The organism is Rhizobium glycinendophyticum (assembly GCF_006443685.1).
Taxonomy (GTDB): Bacteria; Pseudomonadota; Alphaproteobacteria; order Rhizobiales; family Rhizobiaceae; genus Allorhizobium; species Allorhizobium glycinendophyticum.
In genome coordinates this window covers 1,208,124-1,222,621 of record NZ_VFYP01000001.1, presented here as the reverse complement: position 1 = coordinate 1,222,621, position 14,498 = coordinate 1,208,124, and the positions used below count along the sequence as shown (strand labels likewise).

Here is a 14,498-nt window from a genome sequence, read left to right as displayed (position 1 = left end):
CGAATTGAAGGATCAAAACGGTCATCAAGGGTTCCATGCCGACCATGTCCGTTTCGGCACGCCCCCTCACGACACCGCCACCGGCTTCGAGCGCATCCGCATCGCCGTTGCCGGATCGGCCCTGCGGCAGAGCCTCGGCGGCAGGCCTTTCATGATCAGCTCGGCATCGGCGACCGCCATCGAGCCCAGCGCATAGAAGGCGTCGCGGGTGCCGCCGGTGCGGTGGGCGGAGAGGAGGAGGCCGGGGGTCTGGCGGACGGGGTCGTCGGCGGCAACGGGTTCTTCGGGGAAGACGTCGGTTGCGACCTTGATGTGGCCCGAGGCTGCGGCTTCGAGCATGGCGGGGAAATCGACCACGGCGGCGCGGCTCATCAGGAGGAAGGCGGCGCCTTTTTTCATCAGGGCGAATTCTCGCGCGCCGATGAAGCCCTCGTTCTCGCTGGTGACGCTGGCGAAGACGCAGACGACCTGGCTTTGCCGCAAGACCTCGTCCAGCGTTGCGGGCTCACAGTCCTGGCGCTCGATGATCTCGTTTGGCAACCAGGGATCGAAGACGCGGACCTTGTTCTTGAACGGGCGGATGAGGTCGCGAAACGCCTGGCCGAGATCGCCGAAGCCGATGAGGCCGACAGGGGCGCCGGTGAAGCGGAAGGTCTCTGTATTGCCTTCGAGGCCATAAGCCTCGGTGCCCGCACGGAATTCGCGGTCGGCTTTCGTGATGCCGCGGGCGAGATCGAGCGCCATGGCGAGCGCTGCTTCCGCCACCGGCGCGGCGAAAGCGGAGGCCGGGGTGATCACCCAGATGCCGCGCTCGACGCAGGCCTGATAATCGATATTGGGCAGGAAATTGGATTCGACGTTGATGATGGCCTTCAGCTTCGGCGCCCGGTCGAGCCGTTCCTTCGGCATGTCGGTCTGGCCGAAAATCAGCACGGTTTCCGGGAGGTAGCGATCGACCATGTCTGCGGGCATCTGGCGATCTTCACAGACGATCACCTCGCCCAGCGCCTCGAGCCGCGCCCGGACGGCCGGCTCCATGATCAGATCGAGCGTCCTCGGCAGCGGATCGACCAGAATAATATCGCGGCTCATCTCTTCCTCCCTGAAGAATCGCAGACGGGCGAGAGCTTAGCGCGAAACGGGGATTGGTGGGGAGGACTGGATCTGGCCATGGGCGCGAGGCGAACTCGGTTGCGACTGAGGTTGGCGATCCCCCTCTGCCCTGCCGGGCATCTCCCCCACAAGCAGAGGGAATTGCATTTGGAAAAGGCCTCTCCCAACCCTCCCTACAAGGGCGAGGGCTTACCCCGGCCGCGCCGTCGTGTGTGGAACGAGCCGTTTGCGCCACGTCTTCACTGGCCTTGTGGGGGAGATGTCAGGCTGTGACAGAGGGGGTTCCACAGACGCCCCCCTGGTGGGGAGGGGTGGAAGGGGCCTGTTCTGCCGATGCCGTTCCCCTGCCCTCAAGGGGAGCCTGGCAGCCGATCGGGCTCAAGCCCGGAGGAGCAGGCACCCTCTTCCTTCGGCGCCTGCGGCTAGAGGCCAAGCCGACGCCGCCGCTTAAGCATGGGCGGCATCGACTTTCGGCATCAGGCAATGGGGGCTCCGAGAAGATCGATGGCGTGGGCGCTGCAGATCCGGGCAAGAGCCTGCTGTTGTTCCGGGGTCGGCGGCAGTTGCTCGGGCAGTGCGTTTCTGACTGCCGGACGGGCTGCGGCACGAACCATGTTCTCGAAGGGACCATTGGTGATGGTGAGGCAGCGGCCGTAATCCGACAGGACGCGGAAGCCATGGACGCAATCCTTCGGCAGATGGATGGTGTCGCCTGCGCTTGCCTCGATGACGTCGTCATCGCGGCGGAAGCGGAAGCGGCCTTCGAGGATGACGAAGGTCTCGCTTTCCTGATGATGCACATGCAGCGGCGGGGCAAAGTCCTTGGCCATGCGATGTTCGATGATGGACAAGCCCTCTTCATTATCCGCCTGCTTCAGGTGGACGAGGAGTTGGGCGGTCATGAACCAGAGGTTCTCAGGGGTCGCGGTCATGGGATTTCCTTTCACGGATAAAATGGCGCACGGGCGCGCGATCGAGGTTGGGATTATCTGTCTTGCTCAGCCAAAATCGGGGTCGTCGCGGCGAGGACTGAGCCTCTTCCACCCGTGCTGAACGCGCCCTCGCCCCTCGCCCCTTGGCGGGGTGATCGCCGTGGATGAGGCCGTGCCTTCGGCATGATCGGCAAAGGTGCCGACACGACGCAGGCAGGCGTCATTGGGGTGCGATCTTGAGATTGAGACGACGACAAACGCCTTCACCGATGTTCTCCGAAACCAATTTTGATGCGCCCGATTTATCAGAGGGTCCGGAAATGATAAGACCGATCATCGATCATCATTGTATGGAAGAACGACCATGAAGTCGCTGGATCCGCTGGAAGGCGTTGCCGCCTTTCTGACCGTCGCCAAACATCTGAGCTTTACCCGAGCGGCAGAAGACTTGAGGATGTCGCGCGCAACCGTCAGCGCCCAGGTTCAGGTGCTGGAAACCAAGCTCGGCGTGCGGCTGCTGCACCGCTCGACCCGGAACGTCGTTTTGACCGAGGCAGGCTCGGCCTATGTCCAGTCCCTGACCGGCATCCTGCCGCAGATCCGCGAGGCGGAGCGTGCCGCCCTGAGCTATCAGGAGGAGGTTGTGGGCCGGTTGAAGATGACCGTGCCGCCGGAGTTCGCGCAATTGCACATGGCCCCGATCATCGCCGAATTCCTCAAGCGCAATCCTTCGGTTTCCATCGACGTCACGTTTTCACACCGGGCGGTGAATTTGATCGAAGAAGGATATGACCTGGCCATTCGCGGCACGATCGTGCTGGAGCCCAATCTCATCACCCGCCATCTCGGCGATTCACCACTCGTCCTCTGTGCGGCGCCCGAATATCTCGAAAGGCACGGCGCCCCGGCCGAGCCCACGGACCTTGCCAACCATGCCTGCCTGCATTTTTCCGGCTTGCGCTGGGGCAATGTCTGGGTGCTGAGCAAGGACGGGCAGACGCTGCGCGTGCCGATCGTGCCGCGCTATCTCGCCAATGACGGCCTCACGCTTCGGGATGTGGCCGTGGCCGGCGCGGGGATCACGCTGTTGCCGATGTTCGAAATCGGCCCGGAGATCCGGGACGGGCGGCTGGTGCGCGTGCTTGATCGCTGGGAGATCGGCTCGGTGCCCGTCCATGCCGTCTATCCCGCCAACAAAAACATCGCATCGAAGGTCCGGCGGTTTACCGATTTCCTGGTGAAGACCCTGCCAAAGGACGCCTATTGCTAAAGCTCAACGAGGCGGGGCGACAAGCGCCGGAGGGCAGGCATTGAAGAGACAGCATAGGTCAAACGGAATGGCGCGAGCTGCCCTGCGGTCGTGACTGCAGTCGGCCCGAAGCGGATGTTGGGAGGTTTGTTGCTTTTACAGACCTGCACTGCTCTGGCTGGAGGTGCTGACCTGGGTTCTCAACGCTCACAAAACAGGACGCCCTTTGACAAGGACGTCCTGACGTTGGTGTTCAAGCTGATTGTCAGAGCCTGCCCTCGGCTCTCAACTCGCGGGTGCGCTTGAGGGTTGAAAACAAGGCCGCCTTATAGCCCATGTCACCATCAAATTGCGCCTGTTCCGCTCGTTCTTCAGCTCCCCCCGGGTGCTTCCCACGCAGGCCGATGTAGCAATAAAAGCGAAGCTGCAATGCGCCATGATCGTCCTCATAAAGCTCGTTGACAATCGCCCCTTCGCGAGGACCGGTCGCCTGAAAGAAGCTAACCTTCTCAAATGGATCAAGCGTAATGATTTCGCGAAGGTCGATTCCGCCGATCGTAGCGTCGCGGACGAAATGCGTGGCGCTTTCCTCAATAACATCGCAGCGCGTGCACAGGCCGGGAGGCAGAAAAAGGCGCGCATCACGCGCCTTCAGTTCGAGGCCCGCCCAAATCTGCTCGCGGGTCAACGGGATCTCACCATCGGGATTTACTGGAAGGGTCGCGGTGGAATAGATCATGATCCTTGTCCTTGTTGTCGAGTGATGCGCCCGGTTCAGGCAGATGCGGCAAGCTGCGAGGCGAATTCGCGGTAGCTGTGCAGCGGGCGGCCCAAGATGTGCGTCAGGCGCTCGACATCGCCCGCGTGCGGAACCATGCCGTCGCTGACGTAGCGCTCGGCCATCAGGCGCATTTCATAGGCCATCCACTTCGGCATGATATTGGCGAGGTTCTGCTCGAAGCCGGATGGATCATCGCCGCCATACACCACAGGACGGGCCAGAATATCAGACCAGATCGCCGCGAGGTCTGTACCCGTCAGCGTATCCGGGCCGACCAGATTGATGGTCTCGCTCGGCAGCTTTTCCGAAGCCCGGTTGCGACGAACGAGCTCGGACGCTGCGACTTCAGCGATATCTCTGGCGTCTATCATAGCGACACCCTTGCCGCCGATCGGCATCGGGTAGACACCGTAGTTGAAGATGACATCCTTGATCATGACTTCATTGTCGATGAAGTAAGCCGGTCGCAGGATCGTGGCGCTAAAGCCCATCGCCTCCAGCATGCGCTCGGCGCCAAACTTGACCGCAAAGTGCGGGACATTCACAGCCTTGTCGGCATCGAACACCGAGAGATAAACGACGCGTTCCACGCCGGCTTCACGCGCGATGTTCAAGGCTATGATGGCCTGGGTGAATTCGTCGCCGGCGACCGCGTTCAACAGGAACAGCGTCCGGACACCGTCGAAGGCTTGGCGGAGCGCGTCGATATCGAGCATGTCTCCCTGAACAACTTCGACAGTGGAGGCAAAATTGGCCTTGGCAGGATCACGCACGAGGACGCGCACATCAGCATTGCGCGCGATGAGCTGGTCAACGACATGGCGGCCAACACGGCCGGTAGCACCTGTTACGAGAATGGTCATTGGAGTTCTCCTTGGTTCGGTGTGAGAGACTTCGGTGTTGAAGACACGCCGAATATGGATGGTTCACATTCATACCAATAGACGCTAAAGCTAGACGCATCGTCTCACTGGTGGAACAGTCATGGACTTGGTTGCTCTTGTTGATTTTGTCACCGTCGCCCGCAATGGCGGCTTCGGCCGCGCCTCCCGAGCCTCCGGTCGACCGAAGGCAACGCTTTCGCGACGCGTAGCTGAACTGGAGGCAAGCCTCGGCCTGCGGTTATTCGAACGCGGCGCACGTATGCTCAAGCTGACGGAGGAAGGGCGGGCGCTTCACGAGCGGGCGGGCGCTCTGCTGACTGAAATTGACGAGACTGCCGCCGCCATCGCTTCCGGCGGCGACAGGCCGCGCGGCAGGTTGCGGATCAGCGCACCCTTGCTGTTCTCCCAGACGGCGATGGGCAAGCTGGCTGCCGGCTTTGCCCTCAAGTATCCAGAGGTGCGCATGGAAGTTACGACGGAAGATCGCCCTGTCGATATGGTGGAAGAGGGATACGACCTCGTTATCAGGGTCAATCCTGATCCGGATGAGAGCCTAGTCGGCCGGGCCTTCCTGCGAGATGGATTGGTGGTCGTGGCTGCGCCAGACCTCGTCTATACCGTCGGAGACGTTGTCCCGGTCGTCATACGCGGCACGCCGGGTCAATCGAGTTCATGGACCTTGAACACGCCGACAGGGCGCACCAATCTTCAAATCGACCCCGTGCTCAGCCTGTCCTCAATGACCATGGTCCGCGACGCCGTGCGGATGGGCGTCGGAGCTGCCCGCCTTCCTCTGTCGCTGGTCAGCCATGATCTCGCTACGGGTAGACTGGTTCGGTGGGGAGATGTGGAAGGGCCAGAAACGGTGCTGTGGGCGCTCTATCCATCGCGTCGCCTCCTCAGCGCGCGGGTGTCTGCATTCCTTGACTATCTCAAGCAGGCCTTTCCTTTGGGGACTGCCGACGAGCTAGCAGCCTATGTTGAGGATTAGCCGTGCAAGGCGTGACCGCTTCTGGCGCAAAGACGCCGTTGCACTACGATCACTGGATGTCCGCTTTGGAGCAGATCAGAGGATAGCCTCCACCACCGGATTGGAGGCGCAAACCCACCGTCGTCTGCGCTCGCTCCCCCTCACCCTGCCGCCTTCAGCACGGAGGCCAGGAGCCCCGGAAACCGCGCCTCCAGATCTTCCACACGCAGGCTCAGCCGGCGGCCGCGGCCGAGGGGTTCGTTGCGGATGACGCCCGCTTCGCGCAGAACCTTCATCAGGTGGGATTTCGTCGATTTCGGGATTGCGGGATCGGAGAGATGGCACTGCGCCATGTCGAGCGGCCCGGCCGAGAGCTGGCGGACGATGGCGAGGCGTTCGGGATCGCTCAAGGCAAAGAGCACGTCCGTCAGCCGCAGGTCGTGGCGGGCGGGATGGGGCAGATCGGGGCTCTGACTTGTCATGGTTCGAAATTAGTTGAACTGCCCAGAAAACTCCAGTAGATCTTTGTTCGAAATTATTCGAACAGTTGGGTGCACCCCGTGACCAGCAAAAGCTATTCCCTGCCGACTGAGCGGCCGTTCGGCTTCCGCCTCACGCTTGGCGCCATGGCCGTGATGATGGCCGGGGCCAGCGCCCCTTCGCCGTTTTATCCGCTTCTGCAGCAGGAGATCGGGTTTTCCTCGGCGACGCTGACCGGCATTTTCGCCGTTTATACGATCTCGCTTCTGGCAACGCTGTTGTTCTTCGGTTCTCTGTCGGACCATCTCGGCCGGCGGCCGGTGATTTCCGGGGGCTTTGCGCTGATGGCTGCAAGCCTGTTGTTGTTCTGGCATGCTGAGACGGTGTCAGCCCTGATGCTGGCGCGGGTGCTGCAGGGTCTGGCGGCAGGGCTGCTATTGTCGTCGCTGTCGGCGGCGGTCGTCGATTTCGAGCCGAAGAGCCGGCCGGGCAGCGCCGCGATCTGGAATTCCGTCGTGCCGCTCGCAGGCCTTGCCTTCGGGGCGCTTGCTGCCGGCGTGCTGATGGACCTGACGGAGGGGCCAAAGGCGGAGGTGTTCGGCACCCTGGTCGTCGGCTATGGGCTCTCAGCCCTTGCCATCTGGCTGGTGCCGGAAACGGCACCGCGCCATGCGGGGCTGCTTGCCTCGCTGAAACCGCGCATCGGCGTGCCTCACGCAGCAGCGCCCGCCTTCTGGCGCAGTGCGCCGGCCGTGATTGCCGGCTGGGCGACCGGCGGGCTCTACCTCTCGCTCGGCGCGCCGCTGGTGCGACACGTCTTCGGGGCAGAAGATCACCTCTCCCAGTCCTTCGTCATCTTCCTGCTCTGCGGTTTCGGGGCACTCGCCTGTTATCTGGCGCGGGCGCACTCGTCCCGCCGGGTGACGCTCTACGGCACCTCGGCACTTGCGATCGGCACGGCGCTGTCGCTCACCGCCATCGCCTGGCCGTCGATGCCTGGCTATCTCATCGCGCTGTCGATTGCCGGCACCGGCTTCGGCACCTGTTTTTACGGCGTGCTGCGCTCAATCGTGCCAGTGGTGCGGCCGGACGAACGGGGCGAACTCTTTGCCGCGCTCTTCACCCTCTCCTACCTCGCCTTCGGCCTGCCGACGCTGCTCGCGGGCGTCTCGGTCGGCGTCTTCGGGCTGACCGCCACCGTGCTCGGTTATGGCACGCTGATCGTGGTGTTTTCGGCGGTGGCGGGGTTGCTGCGGCGGTTCCGCACGCGGGATTGAGGCCGGGCCTGAAAGGTTGCCAGTGCCTATGACGGCAATTGCGGGCCTTCAGGAAGCGATATCCAGATCACCGTCTGCGCTTGTGGCGAATGACGCGAGAGATGGCCCTTGCCGTGCGTGTCCTCGACCAGCACGAAACTGCCGGCGGTAACATGGCGGCGCTCGCCTTCGCTCGTCTCGTAGTCGACCGGGCCGTCGAGCCGCACCGTCAGCACCGGTTCCGGCACGGTGTGCCAGGAGACCTCGCGCATGCCGGCGGGAATATGGGTGATGCGCACACGCGAGGCGGGGTAGCTCGCCGTCACGTCGAAGGGCACGACATCGGGATGTACGGCGACCTTCGTCGTCGGCAGGTGGATCTCGGCGAAGTGGGATTCACCATCGGGCGTCGCATAGATGCGCAGGCATTTCATGGAATTGCTCCTCTCGATCTGAACTCGCCGGCTTCTGCCCCTCATCCCCCTGCCGAGACCTTGTCCCCGCAGCCAGGGAGAAGGTCTCCAGAAGGCGGATGAGCGGCAGAGCTCGCTATGGGAGAGGATGAGGGCCGCCCGATGCTCCGAAATGAGCCGTTCCGCCTCAGGCCGCCTCCCGCCCGATGGCATAGAGATAAAGCACCGTCTTGCGCCCGTCCGACAGGGTCCAGGTTTCGTCCGGCTCGTGATCGGGCACGGCAAAGCTGTTGGAGATGAAGAGGCTGCCGGGTTTCATTTCCTTGGAGAGCTTCTTCCAAAGGGGGGCCATGGGTTCGGGGGAGAGGAAGGCGTAGACCACGTCTTCCTTCGAGACATCGGCGCGCCAGAGATCGCCGCGGCGGATGTCGCCAGAGCGTGACAGGCGCGACAGGAGGCGGGCCAAGAGAAAGACGGCAGGGGCGTTTTCGATACCGCGGGCCTGGCGGCCTTCGCCGTCGAGTGCGCGCACGACGCCGCCGAGGCCGCAGCCGAGATCGAGGAACCGGGTGGCTTTTCGCTCCGTCATCAGGTCTTTGAGTACGGATGCCGTTTGGGAATTGGTGAGATAGAGCGGCACGCGGCCGCGCGCGGTGTTCGAAAAGACCAGCGCCAGCACGAGAAAGGCCAGGCCGAAGGGCCAGGCGGGCAGATTGCCGGCGAGAAGTGCGCCGGCCAATGCCAGCGGGAACAGGAAGGCGATGACCAGCCACCAGACCGCAAGGCCCAGCAGCCGGCAGATCAGGGCGGCGAGCAGGCCCTGCAAAAGGACGGCCATCAGGATCAGCAGGGTGTGATCGATGCTCTGCGAGAGCAGTGCCGTTGCAATGGCCACCAGGGGCATGGCGACGACCTGGGCCAGAAGCGCGCCGATAACAGGCGTTTTGGAAAAGACGGTCATCGGCGGCCCCGCTGTTCGTGATGCGGCCGGACAGTGGCAGGAGGGGGCGCGATTCTCAAGGCTCTCGACCCACTCGGACAATTGTCCTAATTGCGAGCTAGGACAATTGTCCAAGTTGGGGTCTATGGGGGAAGGCTGGCCATGGCGCAGCGCGACACACGGGAGCGGATTGTTTCAACAGCCGACCTCCTCTTCTACGAGCGGGGCTATGAGGCCACATCGTTTGGCGACATCGCGTCTGCCGTGGGCATCTCGCGCGGCAATTTCTACCACCATTTCAAGACAAAGGACGAGATCCTCAGCGCCGTTATCGCCCAGCGGCTGGGCGACCGGCAGATGATGACCCAACGCTGGGAGGCGCAGGAGAGCGATCCGCGCAGCCGGATCGAGCGGTTCATCGACATCCTGCTGGTCAACGGCGAGAAAATCCGCCGCCACGGCTGTCCGATCGGCACCTTGACCAGCGAACTGGCAAAACTCGGCCATGCCGCCCAAGCCGAAGCCGTGCATCTGTTTTCCTTGTTTCGCGACTGGCTCGCGGAACAGTTCGCACGCCTTGGCCGCCCTGCGGACGCAGACGAGCTGGCCCTTGAGCTCCTGTCGCGCAGCCAAGGGGCCGCGACCCTCTACAATGCGTTTCAGGACCGGGCCTTTCTCGACCGAGAGGTCGCTGCCATGAAGCATTGGTTGCAGCAGCTTGCGGCGGATGCCTCGGCCGCAAAATGACAGTCGATCCCTTCCCTTCCCTTCCCTTCACCAGACAGTCTCGGGAGCTTCTCATGTTCTTTGTGTTTCTTCGTTTTGCTGAACACCGCGCCAAGGCCGGCGCCCTGATGGCCCAGCACAATGCCTGGCTGGCGCGTGGCTTCGAGGCGGGTCTGTTTGTCCTTTCCGGCAGCCTGCAACCGAATGCCGGCGGGGCGATCCTGGCGCAGGCGTCAGACCGGGCCGCACTCGAAGCCATGGTGGCGGAGGATCCCTTTGTCGCCGAGGGCGTGGTGACCGCCGAGATTCACGCCATCTCCCCCGGACGGGTTGACGAGCGCCTGTCATTCCTGGCGGCGTGAGCGGGTATGTGCGGGGCCGGGCTTTCATTCCTCTCTTCGGGCCGTCGTCTGCTTGAGCGGAGGAAAGGACGGCGGCACCCCTCCCCTCCAGCTGGTGTCCGGAGGCGGCCGCGTTGATTGCAATGGAACGGCGACCGGTTGCACGACTTGCGTGATCGACCCGTGGCTGGCATCGTCGGCAAGGAGCGTGCAGCACGAGACGGGGCCATTAATGGATTTCATGAAGGTTCTGAAATCGCTGGAGGAGTTGCTCTACGAGCTCGTGTCCTGGCTGGTCTTTTACCCGCTGACGCTGTGGCGCGCGGTGACATCGCCGCTTTCAATGATGCGGTATGCCGATCTCGAGCTGGCAGACCAGAGTGACGATCAATATGATGACGTCATCAGCCCGCCCCTCTTCCTGCTGATCACGCTTCTCCTGGCGCAAGCGGTCTCGACTCTGATGCCCCGCGAGGCGGCTGAGACGGCGGCGGAGGCAGCGATCGCGGTCTCGGACAGCAACCTTCTCATCGCACGCGGCGTGATCTTCGGCATCTTTCCGCTCGCCATGGCGGTCACGCTGCTGATGTCGAAGAAGGTGAAGCTCACCCGCAACACGCTCCGGCCGCCCTTCTTCAGCCAGTGCTATGTGGCCGCGCCCTTCGTTTTCCTGGTGGGGTTGGCGACCGATCTCCTTCTCATTCCCGGACGCTCCGCCGTTGCCTGGGGGCTGCTCATGCTCGCGGGTGCTGTCCTGTGGTATGGGCAGGCGCAGGTTCGGTGGTTCCGGCTCGATCTCAATGTCGGAGCGTTGCGGGCGGCGCTTTTGTTTACGACAGCCTTCCTCGCCGCACTCGTTCTGGCGCTCGGCGTGGCTTTGGCGGTCGGCTGGGGGCTTCAGCACTGGAAAGGCTGAGGTCGCCGGGGCTCAATGCCCGCGGCGCGGCTCCGGCGTGATCGCACTACCAACCTGGTCTTCGATCTGATGCTGTTCGGTCGTATCGAAATCGCCGAAGCCGTGGATGGCGGCCTGGGACCAGAGGATGCGACCGCTCAAGAGCGGGGCGTCGATGGTGGAGATGACATGGCCGTTCATGGCGACATCGAAAGAAACGAAGCGATGGCCGCGGATGGCGGTCTCGGCGAGATTGGTAATATCGATGCGCTTCTGCTGCGCCATGCTCCCTCCCCGGATGCGCTGGCTCTTCAGGTCCGGTTGTGAGCAACCGGTGCGATTGACCCCCTTACATCCAGGGGTTTCTTTCGTTGTCGCTCATATCCGCCGGGATGGGAAGAGCGGGGCCGCGACTTTCCAGGGTTTGGGCCGCCCTGAGCTGTGGATATAGGGACCATCGCAGTGGGGCGGCAGTGCAGACGGCCGAGGATATGCTCTCGCCGGGCTCAACCGAACGGACCGTCTAACGGATCAGGACCGATCGGAGCCGCCCCTCACCAGACCTCCCCCCGCAATCGGGGAGAGGGATGCCGGCCCCCTGCCCTCACCGACTGATCAGACCTTCACATATTTGCGCCAGTCGTGCTCTTCCTTGAAGCCGAGGACTTCGCGGATCTTCTTGTTCGACAAGGGCGCGTCGAAGCCGTCGAGTTCGCCCGTGATCGGGGTGTTCGGGGCGTATTTCGCCAGGAATTCGCGGGTGGGCATGGTCGCCGTGATCGTGTCATTCACCGCATTGAAGACCTGGAAGCCGAGGCCGTCTTTCTTCACGCAGAGATCGACGATCTGACCGAGATCGCGGGCGTCGATATAGGACCAGGCATTGCGCTTGCGCACCGGCGGATTTTCGAGATAGCCGGGGAAAGCGGCATAGTCTTCCGGCGAGATGACATTGCCGATACGGAGCGCATAGACGTCTATGCCGTAGCGCATGGCAAAGGCACGGGCGGTCTTTTCGTTGACGACCTTGGAAAGGCCGTAGCTGTCCATCGGGTCGGTGTCGTAGTCTTCGGTGAGCGGGAACTCGTGGTAGTCCTTGTCGCCTTCGGCGAAGCAGACGCCATAGGTGGTTTCCGAAGAGGCGATGATCACCTTCCTGATGCCGAGCTTGGCGGCGGCCTCGATCACATTGTAGGTCGAGATCGTGTTGGCCGCAAAGGTGGCGTTGTCGGGCTTCATCAGGATGCGCGGGACGGCGGCGAAGTGCACCACCGCATCGACCTTTCTCGGTCCGCCGTCATGCTCATAGCCCTCATAGTCGAAATGGCAGGACAGCGCGTTGAAGACTTCACCGGGATCGGTGACGTCGGTCAGGAGCGTGTGGACGCCGGGGTGATCGAGCACGGTCAAGTCGACATTCAGCACCTTGTGGCCTTTGTCGATGAGATACGGCACGACATGGCGCCCCGCCTTGCCGCTGCCGCCGGTGAACACGATGCGTTTGCCCATGGGTTTCCTCCTCGAAATTGGGTTGTCGGATGACCAGATAGCGCGGACCGGGGCGGATGGTAAGTGGAAAGATCGGGGGAAGATGCGGGTAACGCAACTCTGGAACCCGAGCGGCTGCCACCGTGTTTCCCCCGGCACATCAACTCCAGGAGAGACACCTTGAAACTCGAGGATTTTGCAGACAGAGAGCCCGGGTTCGTCCTGGAAGAGTTCTTTTCCGGCACGCTGCGCGGCTGGGGCGTGACCATCGGCCGGCTGGGCGGTTTCCAGAACCGCTTCACCATCGATGCGCGCGGCCGCTTCGACCCTGCCGCCAAGGTGCTGTCACTGACCGAGAATTACTTCTTCGACGACGGCCATTCCGATACGCTCACCTGGACGATCCTGAAGCGTGGCGATGCCCGCTATGAGGGGCGCGAGACGCTGATCGACGGCGTCGCCGAAGGCGAGCAGGCCGGATCGGCGTTCCGCTGGCAATATGCCCGCGACGTGCCGGCCGCCGACGGATCGAAGACGCGCTTCGGCTTCGACGACTGGTTCATCCTGCATAACGAGCGCCATATGAGCGTGCATGCCTCGCTGACGAAGCTCGGCGTGGAGGTGGCGACGATCGAGGCGTTTTACGAACGGGTGGGGTGAGCGCTGGCTATTCGGCAAGCCGGGCGCATTTGTGCTTTCGCGCAAGGCGCTAAACTCCACCCGATCGGAGCCGGCTGACCATGACAACGGATGATATCCGTCTCGGTTTCCTGGCACAGCAGTCCAAGCTGCAGATGGAGGAATTGCGGCAGGTCCGAAAGGATCTGGCCGACATCATGCGGCTCCTGAACGGCACCTATGATCTCGCCCGACGCATCGAGCGCCGGGAGACGGAGCTTCGTGACGACATCGAGCTGATGGTCAAGATGGAGCTCGGCGGCTCTCTTGCGAACATGCAGACCACGATGGACAACGCGCTTTCCCGGAGCGAGGCCAGCATCGGCGATGTGTCTCGCCCGGCGCAGACCATCGAGAGCACGCTCTGATCCATCACGCCTGCGCTGCGCTTGACGATCTGCCGCTCCCATCCCATCTCCCCGTCAGTGCAGATGGAGGATGATCATGGGTCTTTTCGACGGACTGCTGGGGCATGGATCTGCTGTCGATCCGGGCGATCTCGCCAAGCGGCTGGACGGCGTGTTGATCGATGGTGAGCAGGTCGGGCTTGCCTTCAAGGTGATCCGTGATGTCTTCGTCTTTACCGACAAACGTCTGATCCTGATCGATGTGCAGGGCATTACCGGCTCGAAGGTCGACTACACGTCGGTTCCCTACCGGGCGATCACCCGATTTTCCGTCGAGACCGCCGGGACGTTCGACCTCGACAGCGAGTTGAAGATCTGGGTTTCGGGCTCGCATGACCCGGTGACCAAGACGCTCAAGAAGGGCACCGATGTGCGCGGCATCCAGCGGGCACTGGCGGTCGGGGTGTTGCGATAGGGGGACTTCGGAGAGACGCGCCCTTTCCCTGCACCGCCGCATCTCCTAGAACAGTCCCATGCGTCTTAGATCCGACATCTTCGTTTCCGCCCTCACCCGCCGCGTCTTTGCCGATGGCGGTTATGCGGCTGTTGTGATCAAGGGATCGGATGCGTCCGGCGCGATCTTCGTCAGGCAGCGGTCTCGCGACGGGCTGGAGACGCTGTACGGGCCGGCGCCGCAGGCCTTCATCGAGGCCGAGGACCGGGACGAGCGGCTGTTCGAGTCGCGGCTGTCGCGGGTCGAGCCTGAGGTCATCGAGGCGATGATGGCACGGGAGCAGAAATTCGACAGTGATCTCTGGCTGGTCGAGATCGAGGTCGATGCTATCGGCGATTATCTTCAGATGGTGAGTCCTTCACCTTCCGCTTGAGGGCTGGACCATTGCCTCCAGGACAAAAACCCCCTCTGGCCTGCCGGCCATCTCCCCCACAAGGGGGGAGAGGACTCGCGGACAATGCCCTGCCCACTTCGAAGCGCCTGCGATCGGG

The 14,498-nt window shown here is 62.7% G+C and carries 19 protein-coding genes; 10 read left to right on the top strand and 9 right to left on the bottom strand.

Annotation, left to right across the window (positions count from 1 at the left end; translation table 11 throughout):
* Nucleotides 1-66: 66 nt before the first annotated feature.
* On the bottom strand, nt 67-1,092 hold the full coding sequence (locus FJQ55_RS05970) for a hydroxyacid dehydrogenase (RefSeq protein WP_140826747.1): 1,026 nt from the start codon (nt 1,090-1,092) through the stop codon (nt 67-69).
* A 497-nt stretch (nt 1,093-1,589) separates the two neighbouring features.
* Nucleotides 1,590-2,045: a cupin domain-containing protein gene (locus tag FJQ55_RS05965; protein ID WP_140826746.1), complete on the bottom strand. Its 456-nt coding sequence runs from the start codon at nt 2,043-2,045 to the stop codon at nt 1,590-1,592.
* A gap of 364 nt (nt 2,046-2,409) precedes the next feature.
* Here FJQ55_RS05965 and FJQ55_RS05960 point away from each other — a divergent pair, with 364 nt between their 5' ends.
* Complete coding sequence (locus tag FJQ55_RS05960) at nt 2,410-3,315, top strand: LysR family transcriptional regulator (protein ID WP_140826745.1); 906 nt, start codon at nt 2,410-2,412, stop codon at nt 3,313-3,315.
* 244 nt (nt 3,316-3,559) lie between these two features.
* Here FJQ55_RS05960 and FJQ55_RS05955 read toward each other — a convergent pair whose 3' ends face one another.
* Together FJQ55_RS05955 and FJQ55_RS05950 are read right to left on the bottom strand one after the other, a co-directional pair.
* Nucleotides 3,560-4,033: an SRPBCC family protein gene (locus FJQ55_RS05955; protein ID WP_140826744.1), complete on the bottom strand. Its 474-nt coding sequence runs from the start codon at nt 4,031-4,033 to the stop codon at nt 3,560-3,562.
* Between the two features lie 35 nt (nt 4,034-4,068).
* A complete protein-coding gene (locus FJQ55_RS05950; RefSeq protein WP_140826743.1) occupies nt 4,069-4,938 on the bottom strand; it encodes an SDR family oxidoreductase in 870 nt (289 codons plus the stop codon).
* A 121-nt stretch (nt 4,939-5,059) separates the two neighbouring features.
* Between FJQ55_RS05950 and FJQ55_RS05945 the strand changes: the two genes are divergently transcribed.
* On the top strand, nt 5,060-5,950 hold the full coding sequence (locus FJQ55_RS05945; RefSeq protein WP_140826742.1) for a LysR family transcriptional regulator: 891 nt from the start codon (nt 5,060-5,062) through the stop codon (nt 5,948-5,950).
* Nucleotides 5,951-6,090: 140 nt separating this feature from the next.
* On the opposite strand, the gene FJQ55_RS05940 is transcribed toward FJQ55_RS05945, so the two are convergent.
* Nucleotides 6,091-6,411, bottom strand: coding sequence for an ArsR/SmtB family transcription factor (locus FJQ55_RS05940; protein WP_140826741.1), 321 nt, complete (start codon nt 6,409-6,411; stop codon nt 6,091-6,093).
* Nucleotides 6,412-6,489: 78 nt separating this feature from the next.
* Between FJQ55_RS05940 and FJQ55_RS05935 the strand changes: the two genes are divergently transcribed.
* Nucleotides 6,490-7,686, top strand: coding sequence for an MFS transporter (locus FJQ55_RS05935; protein ID WP_208758183.1), 1,197 nt, complete (start codon nt 6,490-6,492; stop codon nt 7,684-7,686).
* 26 nt (nt 7,687-7,712) lie between these two features.
* Here the strand turns inward: FJQ55_RS05935 and FJQ55_RS05930 are convergent, their stop codons facing one another.
* Together FJQ55_RS05930 and FJQ55_RS05925 are read right to left on the bottom strand one after the other, a co-directional pair.
* A complete protein-coding gene (locus FJQ55_RS05930) occupies nt 7,713-8,099 on the bottom strand; it encodes a cupin domain-containing protein (RefSeq protein WP_140826740.1) in 387 nt (128 codons plus the stop codon).
* Between the two features lie 166 nt (nt 8,100-8,265).
* Nucleotides 8,266-9,039: a hypothetical protein gene (locus tag FJQ55_RS05925; protein WP_140826739.1), complete on the bottom strand. Its 774-nt coding sequence runs from the start codon at nt 9,037-9,039 to the stop codon at nt 8,266-8,268.
* 141 nt (nt 9,040-9,180) lie between these two features.
* On the opposite strand from FJQ55_RS05925, the gene FJQ55_RS05920 reads away from it, so the two are divergent.
* The 3 genes from FJQ55_RS05920 (at nt 9,181) to FJQ55_RS05910 (ending at nt 11,001) form a co-directional block, all read left to right on the top strand.
* Entirely contained in the window at nt 9,181-9,765 is a 585-nt protein-coding gene (locus tag FJQ55_RS05920) for a TetR/AcrR family transcriptional regulator (protein WP_140826738.1), read from the top strand.
* 53 nt (nt 9,766-9,818) lie between these two features.
* Nucleotides 9,819-10,106, top strand: a complete 288-nt coding sequence (locus FJQ55_RS05915) for a YciI family protein (RefSeq protein ID WP_140826737.1) — start codon at nt 9,819-9,821, stop codon at nt 10,104-10,106.
* A gap of 220 nt (nt 10,107-10,326) precedes the next feature.
* Nucleotides 10,327-11,001, top strand: coding sequence for a permease (locus FJQ55_RS05910; protein WP_246085033.1), 675 nt, complete (start codon nt 10,327-10,329; stop codon nt 10,999-11,001).
* A gap of 12 nt (nt 11,002-11,013) precedes the next feature.
* Here FJQ55_RS05910 and FJQ55_RS05905 read toward each other — a convergent pair whose 3' ends face one another.
* Entirely contained in the window at nt 11,014-11,265 is a 252-nt protein-coding gene (locus FJQ55_RS05905; RefSeq protein ID WP_140826735.1) for a hypothetical protein, read from the bottom strand.
* Between the two features lie 330 nt (nt 11,266-11,595).
* The gene (locus FJQ55_RS05900) at nt 11,596-12,489 is read right to left on the bottom strand and encodes an NAD-dependent epimerase/dehydratase family protein (protein ID WP_140826734.1); all 894 of its coding nucleotides are present in this window, start codon (nt 12,487-12,489) and stop codon (nt 11,596-11,598) included.
* Between the two features lie 159 nt (nt 12,490-12,648).
* Between FJQ55_RS05900 and FJQ55_RS05895 the strand changes: the two genes are divergently transcribed.
* The 4 genes from FJQ55_RS05895 (at nt 12,649) to FJQ55_RS05880 (ending at nt 14,380) form a co-directional block, all read left to right on the top strand.
* Nucleotides 12,649-13,128 carry a DUF3833 family protein gene (locus FJQ55_RS05895; RefSeq protein WP_161596951.1) on the top strand — a complete coding sequence of 160 codons (480 nt, stop codon included), beginning with the start codon at nt 12,649-12,651 and terminating at the stop codon, nt 13,126-13,128.
* 80 nt (nt 13,129-13,208) lie between these two features.
* The gene (locus FJQ55_RS05890; RefSeq protein ID WP_140826732.1) at nt 13,209-13,514 is read left to right on the top strand and encodes a hypothetical protein; all 306 of its coding nucleotides are present in this window, start codon (nt 13,209-13,211) and stop codon (nt 13,512-13,514) included.
* 76 nt (nt 13,515-13,590) lie between these two features.
* Entirely contained in the window at nt 13,591-13,968 is a 378-nt protein-coding gene (locus FJQ55_RS05885; protein WP_140826731.1) for a PH domain-containing protein, read from the top strand.
* Between the two features lie 58 nt (nt 13,969-14,026).
* Nucleotides 14,027-14,380: a DUF1491 family protein gene (locus FJQ55_RS05880; protein WP_140826730.1), complete on the top strand. Its 354-nt coding sequence runs from the start codon at nt 14,027-14,029 to the stop codon at nt 14,378-14,380.
* Nucleotides 14,381-14,498 lie beyond the last annotated feature (118 nt).